The organism is Bacillus sp. FSL M7-0791, assembly GCF_038627085.1.
Lineage (GTDB): Bacteria > Bacillota > Bacilli > Bacillales > Bacillaceae > Bacillus > Bacillus safensis.
The window spans coordinates 1,324,031-1,348,061 of sequence record NZ_CP152022.1 but is presented as its reverse complement, the minus strand read 5'-3'; the positions used below and the strand labels follow the sequence as shown (position 1 = coordinate 1,348,061).

Genomic DNA, 24,031 nt, shown 5'->3' with positions numbered 1-24,031 from the left:
GTAAGGGTCGCTCGTTCAAGTACCTTTCTCTTGCCCATGAGAAGGTGCTTTTATTTTGTCTGTCGAATATCGCCAAATGGGAAGAAAACAAATTCTGATGTCCCGACAACCCGATCCTTTTCAATGAGGCCAAGTCCATTTCGGCTGTCCATGGAATTGAGTCTGTTGTCCCCCATCACAAAGTAATCGTTTTTCGGTACTTTTACTGGACCAAAATCTCCAGTTAAATGCACTTCATACTCTTTCGCATGCGCCTTGTTCTCTTTTAAATAAGGCTCATCTACTTTTTTTCCATTAATGTAAAGCGTATCATCCTTCATTTCAATCGTATCACCTGGAAGGCCGATTAACCGTTTGACATAATGAATCTTCTGACCATCTTTTCCATTAATAATCACGATGTCACCGCGTTTCACACCACCGAGATAGTTAATGGTTTTGTTGACAAACAGCTTTTCCCCGTCATGAAGTGTCGGTTCCATTGACTCTCCTTCCACCACATACGGTTCAAATATAAACGTACGGATGAGCAAGACGAGCGCAAGTGCGATTAAAATGGCTTTGATCCATTCAAATAGTGAACTTTTCTTCTCTGTTTTGGCTTGCTTCGCATCAGATTGAATTTCATTTTCGTTTTGTTTGTTTTCTTCGTTCAAAATACTGCTTCCTCCTAAGACTTTCTGCTAAAAGACTTGAAACGTGAATTGAATAACTTTACTTTATCATATGTCATTTAAAAATTCACAAGACAACCATCTAATTAGATATTTTTTCCTAATTCACTGATAATTAAACAAAAAGAAGCACCGTTTTACACGATGCTTCTCTTCTGCATTACGCTTCTTGTCTGACTGGTTTTTTCAAAATACCCAGTAAAATCGCTGTCACAACGGCACCGATTAAGATGCTGATGATATAAAGAACTGGATGATTTGTTACCCAGAAAACAAATAGTCCGCCATGCGGTGCAGGAAGCGTCACTCTGAAGAATTCCGTTAATCCGCCAGCAACTGCTGCACCAATAACAGCTGAAGGAATCACACGAAGAGGATCTGCCGCCGCAAATGGGATCGCTCCTTCCGTGATGAAGGCAGCTCCCATGAAGTAACATGTAATCCCTGCTTCACGGTCACGTTTTGAGAACTTATTTCTAAAGATCGTTGTTGCAAGTGCAATACCTAGTGGTGGAACCATTCCGCCTGCCATAATCGCAGCATGCGGTGCATAGTTGCCAGCAGCAATCATCGCAAGACCAAATGTGTAAGCCGCTTTGTTAATTGGGCCTCCCATATCAATTGCCATCATACCAGCTAAAATAATACCCATTAAGACAAGGTTTCCCGTACCTAATGATTCAAGCCAATGTGTTAATCCGTCCATCACCATTTTCACTGGTGTGTTGACAATATAATGCATGATAATGCCTGTGAAGAAAATACCGAACAATGGATACAGCAGAACCGGTTTAATCCCGTCGAGTGTCTGCGGTACGAATGTGAATACTTTTTTGAGCAGCACAACAATGTAACCTGCTAGGAAACCAGCAATCAATCCGCCTAAGAACCCTGCACCTGCTGCTGACGCCATAAAACCACCGACCATACCTGGCGCAAAACCTGGACGATCTGCAATACTCATGGCAATAAATCCAGCTAATACTGCAACGATTAAGGCAAGCGCATTATCGCCGCCAATTCCTTTTAAGACAGCTGCAAATGAATTAAATGAAGGGTCCTTAGGATCTGCTGAGTTAATGCCCCAGAAGAATGAAATCGCAACAAGGATACCGCCTCCGACAACAAATGGAAGCATGTTACTTACACCACTCATTAAGTGCTTGTAAAATCCGCTTCTTCCTTTGCCAGATGATTCATTTTCCTCTTTAGAAGAACTGCCGCCTGAACCTTTATAAATCGGCGCATCTTGATTGATTGCTTTTTCAATTAATTCCTGTGGACGGCGAATACCAGCTGTTACAGGGACTTCAATGACATGCTTGCCTTTAAAGCGTTCCATTTCTACTTGCTTGTCCGCTGCCACAATGATGGCTGGTGCTTCTTCAATTTCTTTTGCTGTAAGGGCATGTTTAATACCGCCAGAGCCGTTTGTTTCAACTTTAATGTCAACGCCCATTTCTTTTGCTTTTTCTTTCAAAGCATCTGCTGCCATAAATGTATGGGCAATGCCTGTCGGGCAAGCGGTTACCGCTAAAATTTTGGCAGGCTTTCCTTCTGCAGCCGGCTCCTCTTGAACTTCCTCTTCTTCTTCATCATCTTGATCATGTGTATTGATGATCTCAATGATTTCATCTTCAGTCGCCGCTTCAAGGAGCTGCTTTCGAATTTCTTCACGCATAAGAAGTGTGGATAAACGAGAAAGTGCCTCTAAGTGCGTGTTGTTTGCGCCTTCAGTTGCGGCAATCATAAAGACAAGATGACTCGGCTGAGCGTCTAGTGATTCATAATCTACACCAGCAGTTGAGCGGCCAAATGCAATAGCAGGCTCTTTTACACTCGCTGTTTTAGCGTGCGGGATGGCAATTCCTTCGCCAATACCAGTAGAGCTCTGTTTTTCACGATTGATCACAGCTTCTTTGTAGCCCTCTTTATCATTTAACTTGCCTGCTGTATCTAAAACAGTGACCAGCTCTTCAATGACTGCTTCTTTCTGCTGGCTGTCTAATTGAAGCTTAATGGTATGCTTCGTGAGTAGTTCTGTAATTTTCATGATGACTCCTCCTTTAAATGCGTGTGACTTTTACTTGTGGTAATAGTGTGTCAACAAGCTCTTTTGTGCCAAGCTCCTCAGAAAAGGCTGTAGCGCTTCCTGAAGTAACACCAAGCTTAAATGAATCTTCAATTGAAAGGCCTTTTGAAACGCCGGCTAAAAACCCTGCAACGACTGAATCTCCTGCTCCAACTGAATTAACGAGCGTTCCCTTTGGAACATTGGATTGATAGATTCCTTCTTTACTGAATAATAGGGCACCATCTCCAGCCATGGAGACGATGACATGTTCAGCACCTTGTTCTAACAGCTTTTTCCCATAAGGAATTGCTTCTTCTGCTGATGAAATACTCGTCTCAAACATTTCACCCAATTCATGATGATTTGGCTTCATTAAGAACGGTTTCATGTCTGCTGCTTTTTTTAACGCTTCGCCAGAAATATCAAGAACAACTCTTACACCTTGCTCTCGGCAAACTTCAGCAATACGCTCATATGTGTTATGAGGTAATGAAGAAGGAATACTGCCAGCTAAAACCACGACATCTCCTTCAGTCAATGAAGAAAATTGAGATAGAAACGACTCAAATTGCGCTTCAGTAATTGATGGGCCGAGTCCGTTGATTTCTGTCTCTTCACCTGTTTTTAGTTTCACATTGATTCTTGTATCTTCTGACACCTCGTGAAAGGCTGTTTGTAATTGTTCGTTCTGTAAAAAATCTTGAATATATTTGCCTGTAAATCCACCAATGAATCCAAGTGCTTTTGATTCAACACCGTGACGTTTTAATAGCCTTGAGACATTGATTCCTTTACCACCTGGATATTTTTGATCATAGGTTGAACGATTTAAACCGCCGACTGCAAAATCCTCCACGTGTACGATGTAATCAACTGATGGGTTTAAAGTAACTGTATAAATCATGTTTTCACTACCTTTATAACCGTTTTTTCATGGTAATTATCGAATGAATCCTCTTTTGCGTCGTTTGTGATAATGGTGGCTTCCTGTAAACTAGCAAAGGCTGAAAACGATATTTCGCCAAACTTCGAGGCATCTGATAAGATATAGGTTTTTTTCGCCTGTTTCATGGCTCTTTTTTTCATGAGTGCTTCCTCTGGATCAGGCGTTGTAAAACCCGCCTCGGGATGGATGCCGTTTGTCCCAACAAAGCTTTTGTCAAAACGATAATTTTCCATCGCTGTCAAAGCTGCGGCTCCCACCATGGCTCCTGTTCGATGTTTCACTGATCCGCCTATCAAGTAAAAGGTAATGCCTTTTCTCATAAGTGCTTCAATGTGCATCACACCGTTTGTCACCACAACAATATCTTGATCTGGATCGATATATTCAATCATTTGCTGTGTGGTTGTACCTGCATCTAAATAAATACAGTCGCCCTGTTTTAAAAGAGATGCCGCTGCCTCTGCTACCAATGACTTTTCTTGAAGGTTTTTGGCAGACTTCTCAAATACATCTGGTTCAAGGCGAATACTCGAAATCTTGGCTGCTCCTCCATGAACCCTTTTAAGAAATCCTTTTTCTTCAAGGGCTGATAAATCTCTTCTAATTGTAGATTCAGACGCATCCGTCATCATCGTTAAGTCCTGTATTTTAATGACATCATTTTCTTCTAAGCTGTCAATAATGAGTTGATGTCTTTCCGGTGTTAACATGAGAACACCCCTTTTGAAAACGTATTCATTTTGCGCGCACCTTTATTGTAATCGCTTTTTTCAACATTATCAATACAAAACAATCAAATACATTCAATAACTATCAAAATCTTTCACCATGGTCATCTTACCTTTATATGTACCATTTGTAAACTGAAAAATATGTGACATTAAGATGAAAGTCATGATATTAGCATTTCTATCATTTTTTATTTCATTCAATGGAACTAAAAAAAGCTTTTATGCGGTTTGCATAAAAGCTTTTGATGTGTAATGAAGGCAAATGTAAACCATTTGTATGCTTTAAATTCTTCTCCGAATCATTCATACCTGAGCGATTCAATGGGGTCTAGTCTCGCTGCTTTATTCGCAGGAATTAACCCAAAAACAATACCAATGAGCATACTAAACAGTACGCCTCCACAAACCACTTGCCAAGATACGAGAGACGGCCAGCCGGCAAATAGTGATACTAGCGAAGCGCCGCCTAAACCAAGTGCAATTCCCATCAGCCCGCCGATGAGTGTTAAAACGACAGACTCGATTAAAAATTGAACGAGAATTTGCGCCCTTGTTGCTCCCATCGCCTTTCGAATACCGATTTCTCTTGTCCTCTCTGTCACAGAAACGAGCATAATATTCATTACACCGATGCCGCCGACAAGTAAAGAGATTCCGGCTATTGAGCCAATGATCGTTGTCATAACGGACGTTATTTGACCGATCCCCTCTGCGATTTCTTCCATATTGATCATTTCGTAAGCATCTTCTGTATGATGATTTTCATTTAGTATGACAGCCGCGCTCTTTCCTACTTCCTTCATTTGATCCGCATGTGCGACTTGAATAGACAACTTATCATATTCATTCATACCAAATGTGGAGGTGAGCATCGCAAATGGGACATATATTTCATTCATATCAAATGAAAACATCCCTTTCTGTTTTGCTAACACACCGATGACTTCAACTGGCTGTCCGTTCATCCAAATCAGTTCACCTAATGCCTTTTGTCCATTGAATAGTTCTTTTTGTAAGCCATCCGAGATGAGGGCAGCTCTTCTGCCGCTTCTAAAGTCAATATCTCTTAAATTCTGTCCTTCTGCGATTTGTAATGAATGTACATCCGTATACCCCTCATTTATGCCGTTAACTGTCGCATCAACTGTCGTATCTTGAAATCTCAGCTGCATTCCTTGTGCAGTCGAGGAGGCGACCTGCTTCACCCCATTGATTGTCCTAATGCTTTTTATGTCTTCCTCAGTAAATGAGGCTTCGAATAAAGCATTTGGATTTGCATTTAACTCTTCGTCAGAAGGCGTATATGTCATATCAATGGTATTGTTTGGACCTGAAATCGATCCTTTTAACATTTGCTCACCGCCTTGACCGATCGCCACGACAGCAATGACTGATCCAACACCAATAATAATCCCAAGCATCGTTAAAATAGAACGTAATTTATGAGCTAAAACCGAATTCAGCGCTATTTTGATATTTTCAAAGAGTTTCATTCATAGCGTCCCCTTGTATCCATCTATCTTCAACAAGCCGTCCATCTCTCACAACGACCGTACGGTTTGTATACGCAGCTATTTCTTCTTCATGGGTGACAAGCACAATCGTTGTCCCTTCCTCATTCAGCTGTGTAAACTGTTCCATAATTGACATGCTTGTTTTTGAGTCGAGCGCACCAGTCGGTTCATCTGCTAAAATAAGCTGAGGCTTATTGACAATCGCTCGTGCAATTGCCACCCTTTGCTTTTGTCCTCCTGACAACTCACTTGGCATATGTTTCATTCGATCTGCCAAACCAACCTTTTCAAGCGCCGATTCCGCACGTTCTTTTCTTTCCTTTTGACTGATCCCAGCATAAATCATTGGCAGTTCAACATTGCGCCTCGCATTTAACCTTGGCAGAAGGTGAAATTGCTGAAAAACAAATCCAATGGATTGATTTCGAATGACCGCAAGCTCTTGATCCTTTGCTGCTGACAGCTCTGTACCTTGAAAATGATATTGTCCTGTCGTCGGGCGGTCTAAACAGCCAATAATATTCATTAATGTTGACTTTCCAGAGCCGGACGGGCCCATAATGGACATATACTCGCCTTTTTCAATGACAAGATTCATGTCACTTAATACATCAAATGTTTCGTGTGCGACCTCATAGCTTTTTGTTACGTTGGAAAGCTGAATCATTCAGCATCCACTTCCATTCCGTCATACATATCATCTGCTATATGAGCAATGATTTGATCCTCTGCCTTGACACCTTTTGTCACTTCAAGATCATGACCTGACGTTTCCCCTATGACCACTTTTACTTTTTTCAGTACATTTTTTCGAACAACATAAACGTATTGTCCATCAGTCTCTTTTTTTACCGCTGTTTCAGGAATCGTTTGCGCTTGGCGCTTATCTGTTTCAATTTCCATGATCATTTTAAAACCAGGCTTCGCCTCAGGTTTCTTTCCCTTTATTTCAACTTCAACAGGATATTGAACCGTTTGATCGCTCGAAGTTGTTTCGGCTGTAGTCTGGACAGGAACAGCGCCCACTTTTTTCACGACTCCTTGCCAGCTCTTCCCGCGAATAACATCAGACGTTACCTTCACTTTTTGTTTCTTTTTGATTTTGATGGCATCATACTCTGAGATCAAACCCCGCACAATCATTTTTTTCTCATGACCAATATGGATGATCGGCTGCCTTTCTTCCGGCCCCCCTGCTCCGGCCTCTTGCTCAATGGAAATGACTGTTCCATCAATTTTACTATGTACGGTTAAATCTTCTATTTGCGCCTTTACTTTTTCTTGGCTGATCTCTGCTTGCTTTTGTTCTAATTCAGCCGCTTTCAGTTCTAATTGAAGCTGATCTCGCTCGCTTTTAGCATTAGCGTCAGATCCGCCTGCTTTTTTCTCATCTAATTCACTCAGCCTTTTTTGCAATTGTTCCAGTTTTAATGTACTTGACTCAGCCGCTAGTGCTTGCTGCTGCTCCTCAAGCTCCAGTTCCTTGTTTTCATATGTAAGAAGCGGCGTACCAGCCTTTACCTTTTCCCCTTCTTTCACAGCAATTCCCTTCAATTTCCCCTTTTCCTCTTCTTCATAGATGAACTGCTCTTCAGAGAACGAAAGTGTCCCGGGTGTCATCACCGTAGATGTGATTTCTTTCGGCGTGAGTTTGACTGTTTTAATCGCTGCTGTAGAAGCAGGCTTTGCTTGGTTTTTCGCAATATTAAATCCAATAAATAGTCCAATCACAATAATTAAAATAGATCCGATGATGATTTTCTTTCTCATAAAAACCTTCTACCCCCAGCTTACTGATATGTTAATTGCTGTTCCTATATATTGAAAAATTAACGATAAGATATAAAAAACGCCTATAATCACCCAAGAAATTCTCGGTGATATACGCCCAACTCGGATGAATAAAAAGCCTGTTAAAACAAGATTCCAGATCACAAAAAGATCGATATTGGCTAACACCGCCTGCCATGGACCAGAAATTCGAATGAGCGCGTTTAACGAGGTAACCGTGATGTCTTTTGGAACATGAAAAAGGATGACTGCCAAATGAGAAATAATCGTTCCAATGATCGTAACGGGCGTAATGAACAGGACCGCTGAAAACAGCTGCCGAAATGATGCATCACCTTTCGCTAAAAATACGATGAACTTATATATAGCTGCATTGATGACAATGCCAAATACCAGGCCAATGAGCGTCACCACATAAACAACAGGTACCGGCAAACTTAAATCTGCCCACATTCCCTTATTTACGAGCTCAGACAAATAAGTCACAACGACTGTTAAAATAATCACACAAGAGAAAGGCCACCAAACAACTGGATGTTCCCATACTCTTTTCAGGTGCTCTGATGGTCTTGTGCTCACTCCAATGATCGTAGGTTTTTGCATGTTTTCTTTCATCAAATGTCATCCTCTCTATGTCAAGCAAGTATGCAAACGCACAATGACGCTCTTTTTCTTTCTATTTTATCAAAAGATTGCCAATAAGTGATCGATCATTTAATTTTCTTATTTTCGTTGAGAAAAAATTTTATCTATTATTCTATTTTCACGAATGAAATCCTTCAAATGACCTCATGATCCGACCATATTCATATCAAGAATCGTGCTTTTACTGACTTAAAAACATTTTATTAAGTAAACAATATGTCTTTCGGAATAAATATCCTTTTCTTTTGGATTCGCATGGTCTTACATAGACACAACAATTTTTTGTTAAAATAATCCTAGTAATTTCGGCAAATCCCGGCTTTATAGGACTATGAATGGTTTCTTTTACAGAACAAATAAGTCTTTAGTATCAATACTTTCATATTAAAAAATTAAAAATAAAGGGATTTTACTTGATCAAAAGTTATTTTTTCATATAATGTAAAATAGAGGTAGGTTAAATGATAGTGGAAATGGAGTCAAGTGAATGTTAAGAGAAAAATTGAAAATGCAATTGATTTTACTGTATGAAAAGGAACAAGAAGCATGGCAATACTTTCGAAAGGAAAGAGAATCGATTTATCATGAGCTCAAATTACTTGATATGAAAGAAAGCAGACCTTCTAACGACAAAATATACTACGCTGCAAGATGTGTAGATATTATTAAAGAGAAAAAGGGAAGCATTGTGAGCACAAAAGAATTAAAGGAACAGCTTCAAGCTCAAACAGATTTCAATGTGAGACGAATCAGCGAATTGTATGATCTCATTCAGCAGCTCGATCCTCACATTTCTAAAGCAAGAAGGGGATGTTTTATTTACGAAGATCACACCCAAGCACCTCTACAAACTTTTCACACATAAAAAATTGGTTACAGCCGGGTGGCCATAACCAAATCCTCTAATATCTATTATCCACCACTTACAGGAGGAATGAGTGCAACAGTGTCCCCGCTACGCACTTCAGCATTTCCCCTCGTATATATTTCGTTGACTGCAACCATTACATTTTGTGCAGCATCAACACCATATACCTCCTGTAATTCTATTTTAATCTCATCAACCGTTGTTTGATCTTTTTGAATGATGATTTGTTGTTTACCGGCCTTCTCAGCAAGGCCGGCGAACAATAACACATTAATCATGCTGATCACCTTCTTTCTCTGCAAGTTGAAGATGGCTAGGTTTACCTTCTGGATATGAAACCGTTTCAAGCTGATCACCTATCCAGGCCTCTCCATCTTCCCAATATTCTTTTTTCCAAATAGGAACGATTTCCTTGATTCGTTCAATAGCATATTCATTGGCTTCGTAGGCAGCCTTCCTATGAGGAGACGAAACGGCGATCGCAACAGCAATATCGGTTATCTCAAGTGTTCCAATCCGGTGCACAATCGCTGCTTCAGTGTCAGGCCACCGATTCTTCATTTCTTGTCCAATCTGCCTTAGCATGTTTTCAGCCATTGGTATGTATGCTTCGTAGGTTAAACGCAATGTTTTCTTGCCGTTTGTCCATTCTCTGACCGTCCCGATAAACGTTGTAATGGCTCCTGCCTTTCGTCTTGTCACATGCTGAATCAATTCGTTTACCTCAATCGGCGTTTTTGTTATTTTAAAAAGTTCGCTCAAAACGTGCCGCCTCCCTTCAATAAGTGAAAAGCAAATGTCATCCCGCGCTTATCAAAAGCTGAAAACACAGGAAACGGGTAATTTTCGGTTAATGGATCCTCTTGAGAAAAATAAATAGCTGCTTGTATATTAGAAAGAGTTGAAAGGTCAATAAGCTCCTCTTCATTCTTGACACAAACGATTTTGCGATAAGGCGCCTGTTTGTACCCCTCTATGAGAACAGCGTCTAACGGAAGATGCTGACACATGTTGAGCAGCTGCTCTAACGTGATGTGCTGCATCGAAAAGTGAAATTCACCTTCTCCTTCCACACCTGCGGCATATGCACCTGCCTGAATATATCGATCAGTATCTTTTTCTTTGAAAAGACGATCTGGTGTCCCGCCATGTCCATGATGTTTAAAGCAGCCTAGCTTCAGCCCTTCACATTCAGCCAGCTGACAGAGCTTTTCGATCAACGTGGTCTTGCCGCTATTTTGATAACCGACCACCTGTAATATGCTTAATTTGTCATCCAGCATGGAGACCCACCGCCTTTGTGCTGAAACAGCAGAACATCAACTTGATCACCTGCTTGAAAACCTCTTGTTCCCCCAGGCAGCACGATGAAACAGTCAGCCTCTGCAATAGAGGTCACTGCACTTGATTTATCAAGACCTGTTGGAGTCACACTGATCTGACTGCCAGTGAATTGAAGGGCCGCCCTGACAAAACGAGTGAACGGATTGGCTTTTGGAAAATCATGTGTGAGTTTCGCCTCAGCAAAAGTGGGAAACGGATTTTCTTTCCTATACCATTTATAAATGATCGGTTTCACAAATAATTCAAAGCCCACAAAACAGGCAGCAGGGTTTCCGGACAGCCCAAACAGCAATTGACCATTCGGCATTGCAGCCACAGTCGTCACACTTCCAGGTCTCATGGCTACTTTATTAAACAGGACCTTGGCTCCCAGCTTTTCATAAATGGCAGGCAGAAAGTCAAAATCGCCCACTGACACACCGCCTGTTGTGATCAGAATGTCTACCTTGCTCATGGCTGCTTTTACTGCATGATAACTTTTGTCAAAATCATCGGAGACTCCGCCTAAATCAAGCGGCTCAGCTCCGGCATCAAGTACCTGCGCATAGACCATACTAAGATTACTATTTCTAATCTTGCCGTCCACCATGGCATCACTTACTTGAAGAAGCTCTGTGCCTGTTGAGATAATGCCAATCACCGGTTTTTTGACAACTGGCACTACCGCATATCCGAATGTCGCCAATAGAGCCGTGACGCCAGGAGTGACATCTGTTCCTTTTCTGACCATCAAGTTTCCTTTGAGTACCTCTTCTCCTTGACGAGAAATATTGTCTCCCTTTTTCAGCGGTCTTTTCAGTGACATGAATGATTTGCCGCCTTTTTCAAAAGTCTTCGTCAGTTCAATCATGATGACGACATTTGCGCCATTTGGAATTTTTGCTCCTGTCATAATACGAATGGCCTGAAAGGGACCGATGGTTTTTGCTGAGATCATTCCTGCACCAATATGATCAATGACCTCGAATTCAACTGGATGCGTACTTGACGCTTCTTTTGTGTCTTCTGCCCGAAGTGCAAAGCCATCATACGGAGAACGATCAAAAGCCGGAACATCATGGTCTGCCAAAATATCTTCTGCAATAAACCGTCCAAGGCTGTCTTTTAAAGGGACCCATTCTATTTCTCCATGTTTTTCGTATTGGTGGACTTTCTTTATGGCCTCTTCTACTGGTATTGGCTGCCGTCTTTCCATCACACATCACTCCTATATCCCTAGCAGTCTTGCTAGTAATGAATTGGCTTCTTTTTCATCATTTGTTCCATGGATTAATGCACGTCCCCCTTTGAAACAGACCATTCGGTAGTTTTCGTAGCGTACATGGATTAAGAAGTCGTTTACTTCCACCTCACATAAAGATGAGAGCCGCTCTTTTATATGCTGAAATGATAGTTTTGCTAAATCCTTCGATACAATTTGAACGGTGTCACGTCCGCAAAGGACCGTCGATTTTTTACGCTGATCATGTAAATAAGGATAGGTTCTTGCCGTGCCGCAAGTTGGACAGGTCTTCTCTTTAGTGCGAGATAAATCCATTTTAAATGATGTAGACTGCCAAAGATCAAACGTGACAAATTTCCGCTCGATTTGCTCTTCATGACCTGTTAAATATTTGAGTGCCTCTGTTTGCTGATAAGCAGAAACCATTTGAACGGCAGGTGAAATAATCCCCGCTGTATCGCACGTCAAGCCGCCAACAGGCATTGCCGTGAACACACATGATAAACATGGCGTTTTATCCGGCAATATGGTCATATACATCCCCTGACTGCTCACACAAGCGCCATATATCCACGGCGTCTTCGTTTCTAGTGATAAATCATTCATCACCATTCTTGTCTCAAAATTATCTGTTGCATCAATGACGATATCTGCTCTCTGAAATAACGGCCTTAACAGCTCCGCCCCTGCATCTTCAATCAGGGCGTGTATCGTCACTTCATGATTGATCTGCTCGAGACGTTTTTTTGCCGCTGCTGCTTTTGGCACATGTGCGTATGCATCATGTTCCGTGTACAGCTGCTGCCGCTGTAAATTTGAAAATTCCACATAATCACGATCGACAATCGTCAGCGTACCGATGCCAGACCGAACAAGCCCTTCCGCAGAGGCGGTACCAAGAGCACCGGCTCCAACGATCAGAACATGACTTTCAGCCAGCGCATGCTGTCCTTTTTCCCCAACCGGAGGGAACAAGATTTGTCTTGAATATCGGTCATTCAATGCTGTTCTCTCCTCACCGTTTTTTATGTATCATATCATACCGTTTTCAGGTAAATCGCTTCTTTTATTGATATTACGAAATTCATTTGATGTCACGTTCAGTTCTTCCTCTGAAACGATACGCACTTGAAGCTTTTGAAGCAAGTCCTTGACGGCAAATTGATTCTCTTTTAAACACGCGCGAATAAACGGCAGAGAGCGGCGGTGATAAAGCGCAAACAAAGGCTGTAATCTGCCCTGAACAAGCGGGATAATGGCATCTGAGTGCTCGCTCCAATAGGACGATAATACTTTCGCCGTTTCCTTCCGTATGAAAGGCATATCACATGCCGTTACTAAATACCATTCTGCCTCTTGCTTTTGCATCGCCGTATATATGCCGGCAAGCGGTCCGCATCCGCGCACCTCTTCATCATCTAACCACACACTTTGTTCACCTCTTGCTTTGAAAAAAGGAAGAAGCGACGGATGGCTGATGATAACCGTCTGCCCTTCTAAAAGCTGCTCTTTCACATGCTCATATAATGGTTTCCCTTGATACATATGACTTGCCTTTGGCTCTCCAAAGCGTCTGGAAGCGCCTCCAGCTAAAATGACATTCACTACGTGCATCCTCTAAGTCCTCCTTTGATATGGTTGTTCTAATCGCACTCCTTTCGCATACTTTATTGGTAACATGAATAAGGAGGGTCTATCGATGAACAGGCGCCATGCTTCTCCCCTATTCCATGATTTATCTCAAGAGAATTTATACTTAAAAGCTGAAACTGCCAAATATCAACAAATGATCTCTGATTTACAGTCCTCATATACGTATTCTAAAAATAAGAAGTTAACTCAAGAATATCATGAGATGAAAAAGGATTTCACGCAATTAAAACAACAATTGGATGAAATGACCAATGATCAACACGATGCTGCCTCAAAAATACAGGAACTCTCCTACAGCAAATCAGAATTATTACATAAAATTGTCCTTCTCCATGAGATGCTGCAAAAGGAAACCTATCATAGAAGAAAAGAAACCGAAGAAAAACACAGGCTGCATTTGAAAGTTGTCAAATATAAGGAAATCTCTCAACAATTAAATGAGCGGATAGAGGATCAAGATAAACAGCTTGCAAAAGAGGAGAAAAAAGGAAATACTTTATCCGCAGTGATTGAGAAGCTGCAGCAAACATTGAGCGATAAAAATGCAGAGTTTCATGTATTACAGGAAGGCGTCAGACACCTTCAAGAGCGTTTTTATGAAACACAAGAGAAATTGCTGCAAATAGAAAAAGCAAAAGAAGCGATTTTTTACGAAACGCTCACAAGCTATCAAAAACAGTTAGCAGAAAGCGAAGAATGGATCGCCTCTCATTTTGCTGATATTGACCAGTCAGCAAAAACAAATGCACAGCCATTCTCACGAGACCGCATCCTGCAAACGACAGAAGAAATCGAACCGATCTTGAAGAAACTCAACGAACAAGTTCAAACACTTCAGGAACACGTTGATGCAGTGCAGCGTAATGGAGAGGTCATGACAGTCAAAATCGACAGCTTCAAAAAACAGCGTGATCACCTGCCCAAGGAACGCAAAATTGTCTATACAGTTGATCAAAAGAAGTAATTCTCGAAATAAAAAACTGCTGGCTTTTACGCTCAGCAGTTTTTTATTTATTCGTCTTCTGTTTGAATGTCGCCTTCTAAAATATACTGTCCGCGATAAGGCTTCTTCACTTCAGGGTACATTTTAATTAAGCTTTGCATAAACGTTGTCATATTTGGAATTTCAAGACCGCTCTCTTTTTCGATCTCTTTTTGAAGCTCTGAGCTTTTAATCGCTGCATTATGACGTTTTAACGTTTTAATCGCAGCTTCACGAAGCTTCGCTGCCTTAGAGCCAGGACGAGCTGTGCCTCTTCTGCGTCTTGTCGATCCTTCAGGAATACCTACAGGTGCACCGTTTAGCTGTCCTGTTCCTAAAGATGATGATTGTGTTTGTGCCGGCTGCTGGTAGCTTCTCATTTCTTGCGCAGCAAGCTCAGCTAATACAGGCAGTGAATCCGTCTTTCTCTCTGTACGTACTTCTTTTTTTGTATCTGCCACTAGACCTGTTCCTTGACGGTCTAATTCTCTTAATTTTGCATAAATCGCATCTCGCTCAATTTGATATTCACGGATGACCTTTACTTCTGCCTCGTTTAATTGTTCCAATCGTAAACGTAACGCTTCCCTCTCATTAAACAATGGATTTCCCCCTCATCATATAAAAAATATTCTATAGTAAATATTAGATTAGAAAACTAATTTTATCAACTATTTTTTTATCATTTTACAGTTTGCTAACAGATAGGTATTTTCAACTAAAATTTTGCCAAAGAGGAAAAATCGGCACCCATTTCATTGCCACTATAGGCTTTTGACAAATCTTAAAATATTGTAAAAAAATTGAATAAACGCTTATACTACTTGATTTATATAGTTATTTACCTAACTGAAATTTCTTTTGTGCAAAAACGTTCTGAATAGTAAAAAGTTAAAATCTTTACATTTTCATTTCAAAACAAAAATGTAAATAGGTCGTTATACCTTTTTGTTTCAGGGATATTTTTTAATAAACTCCCTCATTTTCTCTTTTCTTAGGAATAACACCTACATAAAAACTCATCCGAAGCCATATGCTTCTTATTTTTGTCCATGAAAAAACCCCCATTTATGGGGGAAAAGCTTATTCTGCAGCCTTTTCAGACTCAGAAAGCACTCGATTGACACGTTTTTCAAGCATTTTCATTCCGCTTCCGCCGGCTTGGAAATGGCGTAAAGCACCTGTTTTATCAAATACATAATATGCCGGTACATATTCGTTTTCAAAGGCTTCTGTTAAGTGATGATCACTGTCCACAAAGATTGGCTGCGTGATTTCATGCTCTTTCGCAACTTCTTTGATTTTTTCTAGATCTAGGTCATCCTCTGAACGAGGCATATGAACTGCCACAACGTTTAGTTGATCCTTGTATTCATCACGGAATTGATTGACTTGAGGCATTGCCTCTTTACAAAGATGACAGCTGACTGACCAGAAATGAATCAATGTTGGTTTGTCACCAATCAAATCTTCTTTTGTTACTTCTCCATTTAACCATTCTTTTGCACCAGTTAGTTCTGGCATTGGTTGACGTAATTTCATTATGAAGCGCCTCCATCCATTGTATGTGTCGAAACAAAAAGGTCTAACATCAGTTAGACCCTCCTGTTTCTTCAGCTATCAATTAAAGTGTTTTTTGACCAGGTTTCCAGTTCGCTGGGCAAAGTCCACCAGTTTGTAATGCTTGAAGAACACGTAATGTCTCATCTACATCACGACCGATATTGTTGTGGAATACTGTTTGGTATTGAAGTTCGCCTTCTGGGTTAATGATGAATAAACCGCGAAGAGCAATTCCTTCTTCTTCGATTAAAACGCCGTATTCTCTAGATACTGTGTGGTTAGTATCAGCAGCTAACGGGTATTTTAATTCACCTAGACCATTATCTTTACGGTCTGTATTGATCCAAGCAAGATGCGTGTGGATTGTATCAGTAGATACACCAATGATTTCTGCATCTAAATCTTCGAACTCGTCATAACGATCGCTCATTGCTGTAATTTCAGTTGGGCAAACAAATGTGAAATCCATTGGATAGAAGAAAAGAACTGTCCATTTGTCATTCTTCATGTTTTCCTCTAAACTTACTTTACCAAATTCCTTGTTAGCAAGTACTGCTTCCATTTCAAAACGTGGAGCTTGTTTTCCTACAAAACGCTCTGCCATATGTAAATCCCTCCAAAAAATAATATCTTTATACAGTCTTCTTAGCTGTATATAAAATGAGAATCAAAACTTAAAATTCTCATTTAGTTAATAACTTCACAATTACAATTATAATACTTATGCGATTTTTAGTCAATATTAATTAATAATAAATTTAATTAACGATTTGTCACAATTCCTGCTCTACTTATCAAAAGTTTAACATGACTTGCATAAGGGAACAAATGATTAGCTTCTCTTTTAGAGCATACATAGAAAGGTTTTGAAGATTATGAGAGCATTTCAACAAGTAGATTGGGTTTCCATTATCCTCAATAGCAGTATGATTTTGCTAAAACTAGTCGCCATTTTTGCCATTTACTTTATCATCAGAGCCATAGGAAACAAGATGATTAAGCGCGCCTATTCAACATTCGCTGAAAAGCATGAAGTCTCTTTATCAAGAGCTCAGACACTGCAAAGTTTGACGTTAAATATTTTCGCCTACTTATTGATTTTTATTCTAGTTGTGATGATCCTCGACTTATTTCATTATAACCCGACCGCTTTGCTGGCAGGTGCGGGCGTTGTGGGACTTGCGATCGGTTTTGGCGCTCAAGGGTTAGTGAGTGATATTGTGACCGGATTCTTTATATTATTGGAAAAACAATTTGATGTAGGAGAATATATAACGGTCGCGGGCTTTGATGGGATTGTCGAACAAATTGGCCTAAGAACCACGCAGCTTCGAAGCTTTGACGGCACCCTTCATTTCATTCCAAATCGCAGCATACTGAATGTGAGCAATCATTCAAGAGGGACGATGCAGGCACTCGTTGATATTGAGCTGTCACCGGATGAAAATGTGGATCAGATGATCACAGCCCTCCAAGCTGCCTGTGATGAAGTGCGGGAGGAAACTCCGCAAATTATCGAAGGTCCTCAAGTTGTCGGCGTAGAGGCGTTCGGTTCCTCTTCCCTTGTGCTGCGCATCATAGCGAAAACTGAAACAATGGAGCAATGGCGAGTGGAACGAATCTTGCGCAAAAAAATGAAAGAAGTACTCGATATAGAAAAAGAGCAAAAAGAACCGGGATCATAATCTACCGGTTCTTTTTTTTGTTTTATTGAACACGCTGTTCTACTTCTTGACAAATTTCATCAGCCGTCATACCTGATGCTGTAATAACAGATGCCTTTGTTGTTGTGTCTGAAATGCCAAGAACATTTGAATCTAGTCCTGTGACGACATAACAGTCACACTGATCCATTTGCTGTTCATTTTGAATACGTACGACATCATACCCTTTTTGCTTCAATAGTTCTTCTACATCGGATAAAGATTGTTCTACACCAATTCTTGTCATAATCAAGAACACCTCCTGTTCATAAGGTGTACAGGATGTAGCTCGATTATTCATTCGCCAGCTTGCTTTTTAAAATAAGCCGTCATGACATTCACAGCTGTTTCAATCGCGTTTTCATCAGGCTGGAGCTTTGCATGGTGCAGGCCGTATTCTGAATCGACCCCTAACCAAAACATGAAGCCGGGATACTTTTTCAGCATGTACCCAAAATCTTCTCCTGTCATGGCTTCTCTGCATTCAATCACATTTGCTAGCCCTTCTTCGGCTACATATGACATAAATTCCTCAGTCAAATCCTTTGAATTGTCCACTTCGTAATAAGATGAAGGATATCGAACGGTTGCCTTGCATTCGTAGCCAATTTCAATGCCTTTTGCCAATGCTTCAATTCTCTTTCTCACCTTGTCCATAGACTCTGGGGATAATGTGCGAATGGTACCGTCAAGCTTTGCATGCTGCGCAATAATATTTTGAGCCGTTCCACCGGTAATTGTACCGACTGTAATGACCGCACTATCAAGGGGGTCGACATTACGCGAAATAACCGATTGCAGCTGACCTACAAGTGCACTTGCAGCAACAACCATATCATTGGCTAAATGAGGATATGCAGCGTGTCCGCCTTTTCCTTCAAGCTCAATCACAAGCTCACTCGTATTGGCAAATAACAAACCAGGCTTCGTAGCAATTGTTCCAACAGGATATTCAGGTGCGATATGCAGCGCTGTAATAAAATCTGGCGTCCATTTTTTCAATACATCACTTGCAAGCATCGGTTCAGCTCCGCCTGGACCTTCTTCTGCCGGCTGGAAGATAAATAATACGTCTTCTTTGATCGGTTCATGGACGAAATGATCAATGATACCAAGTGCAATGGTCATATGAAGGTCATGTCCACATGCATGCATCTTTCCTTCATGCACAGATTCAAATGGATACCCTGTTTCCTCAGGAATAGACAGACCGTCCATGTCTGCACGATAAGCAAATACGCGCGTTGGATTTGTTCCCTTCACTTTCACAAAAAGCCCAGTTCGCCACGTTTCAATCTCAACTCGATCTTTTGAATAGGTATTAAGGTGCTGAATGAGATACGCTTGTGTTTTAAATTCTTGGAAACCAAGCTCAGGGATTTGGTGTAAATCTCTTCGAATGGATATTAATTGCTCACGATTTAACAAGTGAACTCACTTCCTTTCTTCTATACGAATAAGACGTGGATATCTCATCCACGTCTTTGTCTTCAGCTGCGAATTATATGAATTAAAGCTGACGCAGTTCTTGTTTGATTTCAGTCTTACCTTTTGTTTTCTCATCAATGTCTTTGATTTTCTTAGCAGGTGTACCTGCTACAACTGTGTAAGGCTCTACATCGTTTACAACGATTGCACCAGCAGCTACTACTGCACCTTTACCAATTGTCACGCCTTCTAGAACAACAGCGTTCGCACCGATGACAACGTCATCTTCTACAACAACTGGTTTAGCAGACGGCGGCTCAATGACACCTGCAAGAACAGATCCAGCACCGATATGACAGTTCTTACCTACTGTCGCACGGCCTCCAAGCACCACGTTCATGTCAATCATCGTACCTTCGCCGATCACAGAACCGATATTAATAGAAGCACCCATCATAATGACTGCATTATCACCGATTTCAACTTGGTCACGAATGATTGCCCCTGGCTCAATACGGGCTTTAATGTTTTTCAAATCTAACATCGGAATTGCAGAGTTGCGGCGGTCATTTTCCACAACAACATCTTCAATTTTATCTTTGTTAGATGCTAGCGCTTCTTGAATTTCGCTCCACTCACCGAAAACAACTCCAGTGTTTCCTGTGATGAATGTTTTTGCATGTTCACCAAACTCAATACCTTCTAAGTCACCTTTTATATAGACTTTGACAGGTGTTGATTTTGTACTATTTTGAATAAATGAAATAATTTCATTAGCGTCCATTTGTTTCATGTATGTATGTCCTCCTCTTAATTTATACTTCATTACTGTACCAAAGGAGTGTTTTAATGACAAGTGAAAGAGTCATCTCCGCAATGGAAAATAAAACAAGCGGGACCGATTATCCCGCTTCTTGCTGGTGAAGCTGAACAAATTGTCTGCCAAAAGATATTAATTCGTCTTCTTCCTCCCCTTCTGGATTCAGCTCAATCTTAACTGAGGGCAGGACAATGTCACCGCCAAGCTCCTTCACTTTTTCTTCAATTAGGTCAACAGCTCCGCAAAAATGTTCGTAAGATGTATCGCCAGAACCAAATACTGCAAATGCTTTTCCCGTTAAATCAAGCTCTTCCATTTCTTCATATAAATCAATAAAATCATCCGGAAGATCGCCTTCTCCCCATGTATACGCACCTAACATAATGTGCGAGTAATCATTGAGCAGCTCGGCATCAATATCCATCGCTTCATGCCGGTCTACGCTGGCTCCTGCTTCCGTTATACCTTTTTCAATTAAATCTGCCATCGCTTCTGTATTTCCAGACATCGTGGCATATACCAATAAAACCTTTTCTGTCACTTTTTCTTCCTCCTTATCAATGAATCAATGCAGGCTCCTCATATGGCTTGACAAACTTACTTTCATATAAACCCGCACAGAAAAAGTTTTCGTTTTGATTGGCTACACGAAAACCATGTCCTTTGATCGTATCAAACCATTTGAGCTCTTTTTGCTCAATATCAAGCTGATACACTTTAGAAAATCCGTGTTCGTCTTGTGAGGTGGTCACATACACAATGCCATTATCCTCTGACACATCCAAAAATGATTCTTCTCTAGCAAAGGCCTGTGATTGAATATCATGCAAAATATTTGTATGTAAATCTAATATTTGAACAGATCCTTTTTTGCCTTTTTTTGAACCTAACGCACAAACAAGAAGATGTTCATGACAGAGCAGCATAGAAGCTGTCATGCGGTGCTCCTCTCTGTTTAGAAGAAAAATATGTTCTCTTTGCAAGTCATACACCCATATTCCTCCGTGAACCTCATGAATCTGTGTGCCAATATAAAGATGGTCACCTGCAGCACATAAAGAACGAATGACCGGCGGATGATTCACATGAGCAAATGGCTTCATAATTTCCCAGGAAATTCCGAAATCATTTGACACATAGATACTATGTTTTCCATGCGCACATACAAACCCATCTTTGCGTCCTGTAATAGACCAAACGACTGCATTTGTTGGGAATGAAGATAACGCCCATGTGTTGCCTTCATCTCCTGATCTAATTACTGTGCCATTTTCACCAACACCGAATAAATAAGGGCCAATATAGCTGATCGCATGGATTTTATGCTTGAGCTTAAACAGCTGCTGCCATCCGCTCTCCACACTATAGTGAAAAATACCTTCACGTTTTACAGCAACAAAGTATCCACCGCTTTTAGATGCTGCAACGGCTGTTGCTCCTTTATGAAACATGATTTTCAACTCGTTTCTCAGATAAAGCAGCCCACGTTAAAAAGCTCGCAGCAAATTCCTGACAGCACGCCACATCTTCATCTGTATCCGGTGCAAGCTCCATTTTTAATGTTTCAGGAAAAACAGATGCACCCGTTGATTTCAGCATGTCATGGAATGTATGGACAGCCTCGCAAAACTTCGGATAGCTGTAATCACCCGATCCAAAGACAGCTGCTTTGATGTGGCTAAGTTCAAGAGTAGAGACCTCTTCATAAAAATCCTCTGCTTCATAAGGCAAATCTCCATCACCCCATGTATAAGAACCAATGAATACGTAATCGTATGAGGAAAGGTCTTCTGCATTCGTATCATCAAATTCCATCATCTCTGTATCGATCCCTTTTCCTTCAAGTGTTTGCTTTAAGATCGCTGCCATATCTTCCGTATTTCCAGACATACTCGCAAATGCAATTAGTGCTTTCATCTATCGGTCACCTCATCTAAATGATAATCATTTTCAATTATTATATGTACACTTTAAATGATAATGATTTTCATTGTCAAATGTTTTATGAAAAGACATTGATCAAGATCAGCATAACCAAATAAAAAACCCGCTCATTCCAACTGGAAGGCGGGTTTTTTTTATGTCGAAAGGATCCTCGTTTTATCTATTTGAATAAAATATGGACCATAGTCCGTTTCATGCGTCATCACAAATGTCCATTTTTCATTCCAATCCATCACATACATATCGTTATAATCCATATCATTAGATTGATATGGTAAATCATTAATTGAAAGTGAGCTGGCATTTTCAAACAGATACGCCTCGTTCACAAATTGATAAAAAACAGTACATTTGTACTTTGGTTGTTTAAGAAATGCGTCAATCGCTTCATCTTTTTCAAGGCATGTAACCATTCCTGAGCTGCATAAATGCCATAGAAAGTCATCTATTGCCGCCTCTTTTTGTTCCTTGATTGACAGATGACGAGCAAAACGTTCACGCCATCTCGCGCGTAAATCATGTCCCCATTTCGGTTTGTTGATTTTGATCAACTGTTTGTTTCTCATTTGTGAAATCGCTCCTCAATAGTGTATGAAGTCGAAGGTCTTAAAAAAAGCACCTTCTTTCTTCCAAGAAGGTACTTACACGGCATCATTCTCAAGCATTTCTTTAACCACACCGACAAAAGCTTGCACCTGTTTTAACTGAAAAGACGCTTCATAGCCTAGCAGCCATGTGTCACGGCCAATTTGCTCTCCGTTCACATCAACAAGCGGTGTTTTATAAACACTTTTTTCGTGGTCATATAAGGTAACAGAAGGCAAAATGGCGTAACCGATGCCGTGGTAGGCCATTTGTTTACATGTTTCAATTTGGTCTACTAAAATCGTCTGCTTTGGAGACACTTTAAACTTTTGGTGCCACCAGTGCTGGATTTCCTGATAATACGTGCTGTCGCTTTTAAATTGGATAAATGGCCGCTCTGTCTTGATTAATTCATCTACGTCCTTGATCACGGAATCGACTAAATATAAATGATCTGTCATCAAGTATTCCTTTGTCCCCTTCCAATCAGGGTTACCGCGAATGATTCCTATGTGCACGTGATCTTCATACAAGCTTTTGAGCATTTCACTGCTCCAGCCAGTAACGAGTGATACTTTGGCATTTGGATATTTTTCAACATACCGTTTTAACACCTTTGGCAGCCAGTGCTGTCCAATAATCGACGCCACCGCAAGCTTGAGTGTACCGTGAATATCACCCTCAAGTTCATCAATTCGCTCTCTCACTCGATCCTGTTCAACCGTCACCTCTTTTGCAAATTGAATAATCTGTTCACCTGCCGAGGTCACAGTCAGCCCCTTTTGTGAACGAAAAAAGATTTTGGTTCCCCATTCCTTTTCGATCGTCTGCAATCTTTGAGATAATGCAGGCTGAGAGACAAAGAGCCGCTCTGAAGCCTTTCTCATATTCAATTCTTCACTTAGCACAACAAGCATATGTAACTCCTGAAGCTGCATGGACGTCCCCTTTCTCTCTATAAGTTTTTCTTATTTTATATGCTCATTATATAAATTTTAACTTATGAAGGCAAAAAAAATAAGCTGGGCTGCAGCTCATTTTTTTGCGGAATGAATGACCTCATTTAAGCGCTTTAATACAACTCGTCGAGTAAAAATGCCTTCAAAGACCTGCTCCTCATTTTCTACACAAACAAATCCATTATTCGTCACAGCGTGAACGCCTTTTAGTACAGGATCTGTTGTTTTAAGTCTCGGAATATCCTTCAGCATGACTTCTTCAACCTTCAACTGATCGAGCTTCTCGAATTCGATTCGTTCTAAACCGAAGATTTTATCCATAATCATATTCGTTCCAATTAACCCGTGTAAATGATAAGAAGCGTCTAATACCGGTATAGCTGTATATCCTGTTTTTGTTAGAACCAATAGGGCATGCTCAAGGTTATTTCCAATTTGAACATGTGCGACTTTATCTGCATCAATCATATGCTCGGCTACTGTGGACTCAAGCAATTGAGTCGGTTCTATCTCTATCATGTTTCTTCGACCCCTTTTCTCTCAATCATCAATCATACATTCCCCATTACGATTAAGCATAAACTA

At 40.6% G+C, this 24,031-nt stretch carries 29 protein-coding genes; 3 read left to right on the top strand and 26 right to left on the bottom strand.

Annotation, left to right across the window (positions count from 1 at the left end):
- Nucleotides 1–50: 50 nt before the first annotated feature.
- The 8 genes from lepB to MHI08_RS06810 form a co-directional block, all read right to left on the bottom strand.
- Nucleotides 51–623, bottom strand: coding sequence for a signal peptidase I (gene lepB / locus MHI08_RS06845; RefSeq protein ID WP_029706712.1), 573 nt, complete (start codon nucleotides 621–623; stop codon nucleotides 51–53).
- 211 nt (nucleotides 624–834) lie between these two features.
- Nucleotides 835–2,727, bottom strand: a complete 1,893-nt coding sequence (locus MHI08_RS06840) for a PTS fructose transporter subunit IIABC (protein ID WP_024424741.1) — start codon at nucleotides 2,725–2,727, stop codon at nucleotides 835–837.
- Between the two features lie 13 nt (nucleotides 2,728–2,740).
- Nucleotides 2,741–3,652 carry a 1-phosphofructokinase gene (gene pfkB, locus MHI08_RS06835; protein ID WP_025092362.1) on the bottom strand — a complete coding sequence of 304 codons (912 nt, stop codon included), beginning with the start codon at nucleotides 3,650–3,652 and terminating at the stop codon, nucleotides 2,741–2,743.
- Nucleotides 3,649–4,404, bottom strand: coding sequence for a DeoR/GlpR family DNA-binding transcription regulator (locus tag MHI08_RS06830; RefSeq protein ID WP_024424739.1), 756 nt, complete (start codon nucleotides 4,402–4,404; stop codon nucleotides 3,649–3,651). The genes pfkB and MHI08_RS06830 overlap by 4 nt, the downstream gene beginning before the upstream one ends.
- Before the next feature lie 320 nt (nucleotides 4,405–4,724).
- The gene (locus MHI08_RS06825; RefSeq protein ID WP_024426880.1) at nucleotides 4,725–5,918 is read right to left on the bottom strand and encodes an ABC transporter permease; all 1,194 of its coding nucleotides are present in this window, start codon (nucleotides 5,916–5,918) and stop codon (nucleotides 4,725–4,727) included.
- Nucleotides 5,905–6,606, bottom strand: coding sequence for an ABC transporter ATP-binding protein (locus MHI08_RS06820; RefSeq protein WP_342500102.1), 702 nt, complete (start codon nucleotides 6,604–6,606; stop codon nucleotides 5,905–5,907). The genes MHI08_RS06825 and MHI08_RS06820 overlap by 14 nt, the downstream gene beginning before the upstream one ends.
- Entirely contained in the window at nucleotides 6,603–7,709 is a 1,107-nt protein-coding gene (locus tag MHI08_RS06815) for an efflux RND transporter periplasmic adaptor subunit (RefSeq protein ID WP_073205021.1), read from the bottom strand. Before MHI08_RS06815 ends, MHI08_RS06820 begins: the two co-directional genes overlap by 4 nt.
- A gap of 9 nt (nucleotides 7,710–7,718) precedes the next feature.
- On the bottom strand, nucleotides 7,719–8,345 hold the full coding sequence (locus MHI08_RS06810) for a YIP1 family protein (protein WP_342500101.1): 627 nt from the start codon (nucleotides 8,343–8,345) through the stop codon (nucleotides 7,719–7,721).
- A gap of 517 nt (nucleotides 8,346–8,862) precedes the next feature.
- Between MHI08_RS06810 and MHI08_RS06805 the strand changes: the two genes are divergently transcribed.
- Nucleotides 8,863–9,240 carry a hypothetical protein gene (locus MHI08_RS06805; RefSeq protein WP_024424734.1) on the top strand — a complete coding sequence of 126 codons (378 nt, stop codon included), beginning with the start codon at nucleotides 8,863–8,865 and terminating at the stop codon, nucleotides 9,238–9,240.
- A 47-nt stretch (nucleotides 9,241–9,287) separates the two neighbouring features.
- On the opposite strand, the gene moaD is transcribed toward MHI08_RS06805, so the two are convergent.
- From moaD to MHI08_RS06775, 6 genes are read right to left on the bottom strand one after another with little or no spacing between them, the layout of a single operon-like run.
- On the bottom strand, nucleotides 9,288–9,521 hold the full coding sequence (moaD, locus tag MHI08_RS06800) for a molybdopterin converting factor subunit 1 (protein ID WP_024424733.1): 234 nt from the start codon (nucleotides 9,519–9,521) through the stop codon (nucleotides 9,288–9,290).
- Nucleotides 9,514–10,005, bottom strand: a complete 492-nt coding sequence (locus MHI08_RS06795; protein WP_056766335.1) for a molybdenum cofactor biosynthesis protein MoaE — start codon at nucleotides 10,003–10,005, stop codon at nucleotides 9,514–9,516. The genes moaD and MHI08_RS06795 overlap by 8 nt, the downstream gene beginning before the upstream one ends.
- Nucleotides 10,002–10,526, bottom strand: a complete 525-nt coding sequence (mobB, locus tag MHI08_RS06790) for a molybdopterin-guanine dinucleotide biosynthesis protein B (RefSeq protein WP_025092378.1) — start codon at nucleotides 10,524–10,526, stop codon at nucleotides 10,002–10,004. The genes MHI08_RS06795 and mobB overlap by 4 nt, the downstream gene beginning before the upstream one ends.
- Nucleotides 10,508–11,785, bottom strand: a complete 1,278-nt coding sequence (gene glp / locus MHI08_RS06785) for a gephyrin-like molybdotransferase Glp (protein WP_342500100.1) — start codon at nucleotides 11,783–11,785, stop codon at nucleotides 10,508–10,510. The genes mobB and glp overlap by 19 nt, the downstream gene beginning before the upstream one ends.
- Before the next feature lie 9 nt (nucleotides 11,786–11,794).
- Nucleotides 11,795–12,811 carry a ThiF family adenylyltransferase gene (locus MHI08_RS06780; RefSeq protein WP_342500099.1) on the bottom strand — a complete coding sequence of 339 codons (1,017 nt, stop codon included), beginning with the start codon at nucleotides 12,809–12,811 and terminating at the stop codon, nucleotides 11,795–11,797.
- A 30-nt stretch (nucleotides 12,812–12,841) separates the two neighbouring features.
- Entirely contained in the window at nucleotides 12,842–13,423 is a 582-nt protein-coding gene (locus MHI08_RS06775; protein ID WP_135031884.1) for a molybdenum cofactor guanylyltransferase, read from the bottom strand.
- An 85-nt stretch (nucleotides 13,424–13,508) separates the two neighbouring features.
- On the opposite strand from MHI08_RS06775, the gene MHI08_RS06770 reads away from it, so the two are divergent.
- Nucleotides 13,509–14,426: a hypothetical protein gene (locus MHI08_RS06770; protein ID WP_034623329.1), complete on the top strand. Its 918-nt coding sequence runs from the start codon at nucleotides 13,509–13,511 to the stop codon at nucleotides 14,424–14,426.
- Nucleotides 14,427–14,473: 47 nt separating this feature from the next.
- Here MHI08_RS06770 and MHI08_RS06765 read toward each other — a convergent pair whose 3' ends face one another.
- The 3 genes from MHI08_RS06765 to ahpA form a co-directional block, all read right to left on the bottom strand.
- Nucleotides 14,474–15,046, bottom strand: a complete 573-nt coding sequence (locus MHI08_RS06765) for a hypothetical protein (RefSeq protein ID WP_342500098.1) — start codon at nucleotides 15,044–15,046, stop codon at nucleotides 14,474–14,476.
- 481 nt (nucleotides 15,047–15,527) lie between these two features.
- Entirely contained in the window at nucleotides 15,528–15,986 is a 459-nt protein-coding gene (locus MHI08_RS06760; RefSeq protein WP_024424727.1) for a TlpA disulfide reductase family protein, read from the bottom strand.
- A gap of 82 nt (nucleotides 15,987–16,068) precedes the next feature.
- Nucleotides 16,069–16,611 (bottom strand): biofilm-specific peroxidase AhpA, encoded by a 543-nt coding sequence (gene ahpA / locus MHI08_RS06755; RefSeq protein WP_003211758.1) that lies wholly within the window; start codon nucleotides 16,609–16,611, stop codon nucleotides 16,069–16,071.
- A 271-nt stretch (nucleotides 16,612–16,882) separates the two neighbouring features.
- Here ahpA and MHI08_RS06750 point away from each other — a divergent pair, with 271 nt between their 5' ends.
- Nucleotides 16,883–17,692, top strand: a complete 810-nt coding sequence (locus MHI08_RS06750; protein WP_024424726.1) for a mechanosensitive ion channel family protein — start codon at nucleotides 16,883–16,885, stop codon at nucleotides 17,690–17,692.
- 22 nt (nucleotides 17,693–17,714) lie between these two features.
- Here MHI08_RS06750 and MHI08_RS06745 read toward each other — a convergent pair whose 3' ends face one another.
- The 9 genes from MHI08_RS06745 to cbpB all read right to left on the bottom strand — a co-directional run bounded on the left by MHI08_RS06745 (nucleotide 17,715) and on the right by cbpB (nucleotide 23,965).
- Nucleotides 17,715–17,957 (bottom strand): YkuS family protein, encoded by a 243-nt coding sequence (locus MHI08_RS06745; protein ID WP_024424725.1) that lies wholly within the window; start codon nucleotides 17,955–17,957, stop codon nucleotides 17,715–17,717.
- A 50-nt stretch (nucleotides 17,958–18,007) separates the two neighbouring features.
- On the bottom strand, nucleotides 18,008–19,138 hold the full coding sequence (locus MHI08_RS06740) for an N-acetyldiaminopimelate deacetylase (RefSeq protein ID WP_120207133.1): 1,131 nt from the start codon (nucleotides 19,136–19,138) through the stop codon (nucleotides 18,008–18,010).
- Between the two features lie 82 nt (nucleotides 19,139–19,220).
- A complete protein-coding gene (gene dapD / locus MHI08_RS06735; protein ID WP_008347987.1) occupies nucleotides 19,221–19,931 on the bottom strand; it encodes a 2,3,4,5-tetrahydropyridine-2,6-dicarboxylate N-acetyltransferase in 711 nt (236 codons plus the stop codon).
- 109 nt (nucleotides 19,932–20,040) lie between these two features.
- Nucleotides 20,041–20,466 (bottom strand): flavodoxin, encoded by a 426-nt coding sequence (locus MHI08_RS06730; RefSeq protein ID WP_342500188.1) that lies wholly within the window; start codon nucleotides 20,464–20,466, stop codon nucleotides 20,041–20,043.
- Nucleotides 20,467–20,515: 49 nt separating this feature from the next.
- Nucleotides 20,516–21,409, bottom strand: a complete 894-nt coding sequence (locus MHI08_RS06725) for an exo-alpha-sialidase (protein ID WP_342500097.1) — start codon at nucleotides 21,407–21,409, stop codon at nucleotides 20,516–20,518.
- Entirely contained in the window at nucleotides 21,399–21,875 is a 477-nt protein-coding gene (locus MHI08_RS06720; RefSeq protein ID WP_024426866.1) for a flavodoxin, read from the bottom strand. Before MHI08_RS06720 ends, MHI08_RS06725 begins: the two co-directional genes overlap by 11 nt.
- A gap of 161 nt (nucleotides 21,876–22,036) precedes the next feature.
- The gene (locus MHI08_RS06715; protein ID WP_342500096.1) at nucleotides 22,037–22,468 is read right to left on the bottom strand and encodes a DUF4275 family protein; all 432 of its coding nucleotides are present in this window, start codon (nucleotides 22,466–22,468) and stop codon (nucleotides 22,037–22,039) included.
- 75 nt (nucleotides 22,469–22,543) lie between these two features.
- On the bottom strand, nucleotides 22,544–23,425 hold the full coding sequence (locus MHI08_RS06710; RefSeq protein ID WP_024424721.1) for a LysR family transcriptional regulator: 882 nt from the start codon (nucleotides 23,423–23,425) through the stop codon (nucleotides 22,544–22,546).
- 96 nt (nucleotides 23,426–23,521) lie between these two features.
- Nucleotides 23,522–23,965, bottom strand: coding sequence for a cyclic-di-AMP-binding protein CbpB (cbpB, locus tag MHI08_RS06705; RefSeq protein WP_024424720.1), 444 nt, complete (start codon nucleotides 23,963–23,965; stop codon nucleotides 23,522–23,524).
- Nucleotides 23,966–24,031 lie beyond the last annotated feature (66 nt).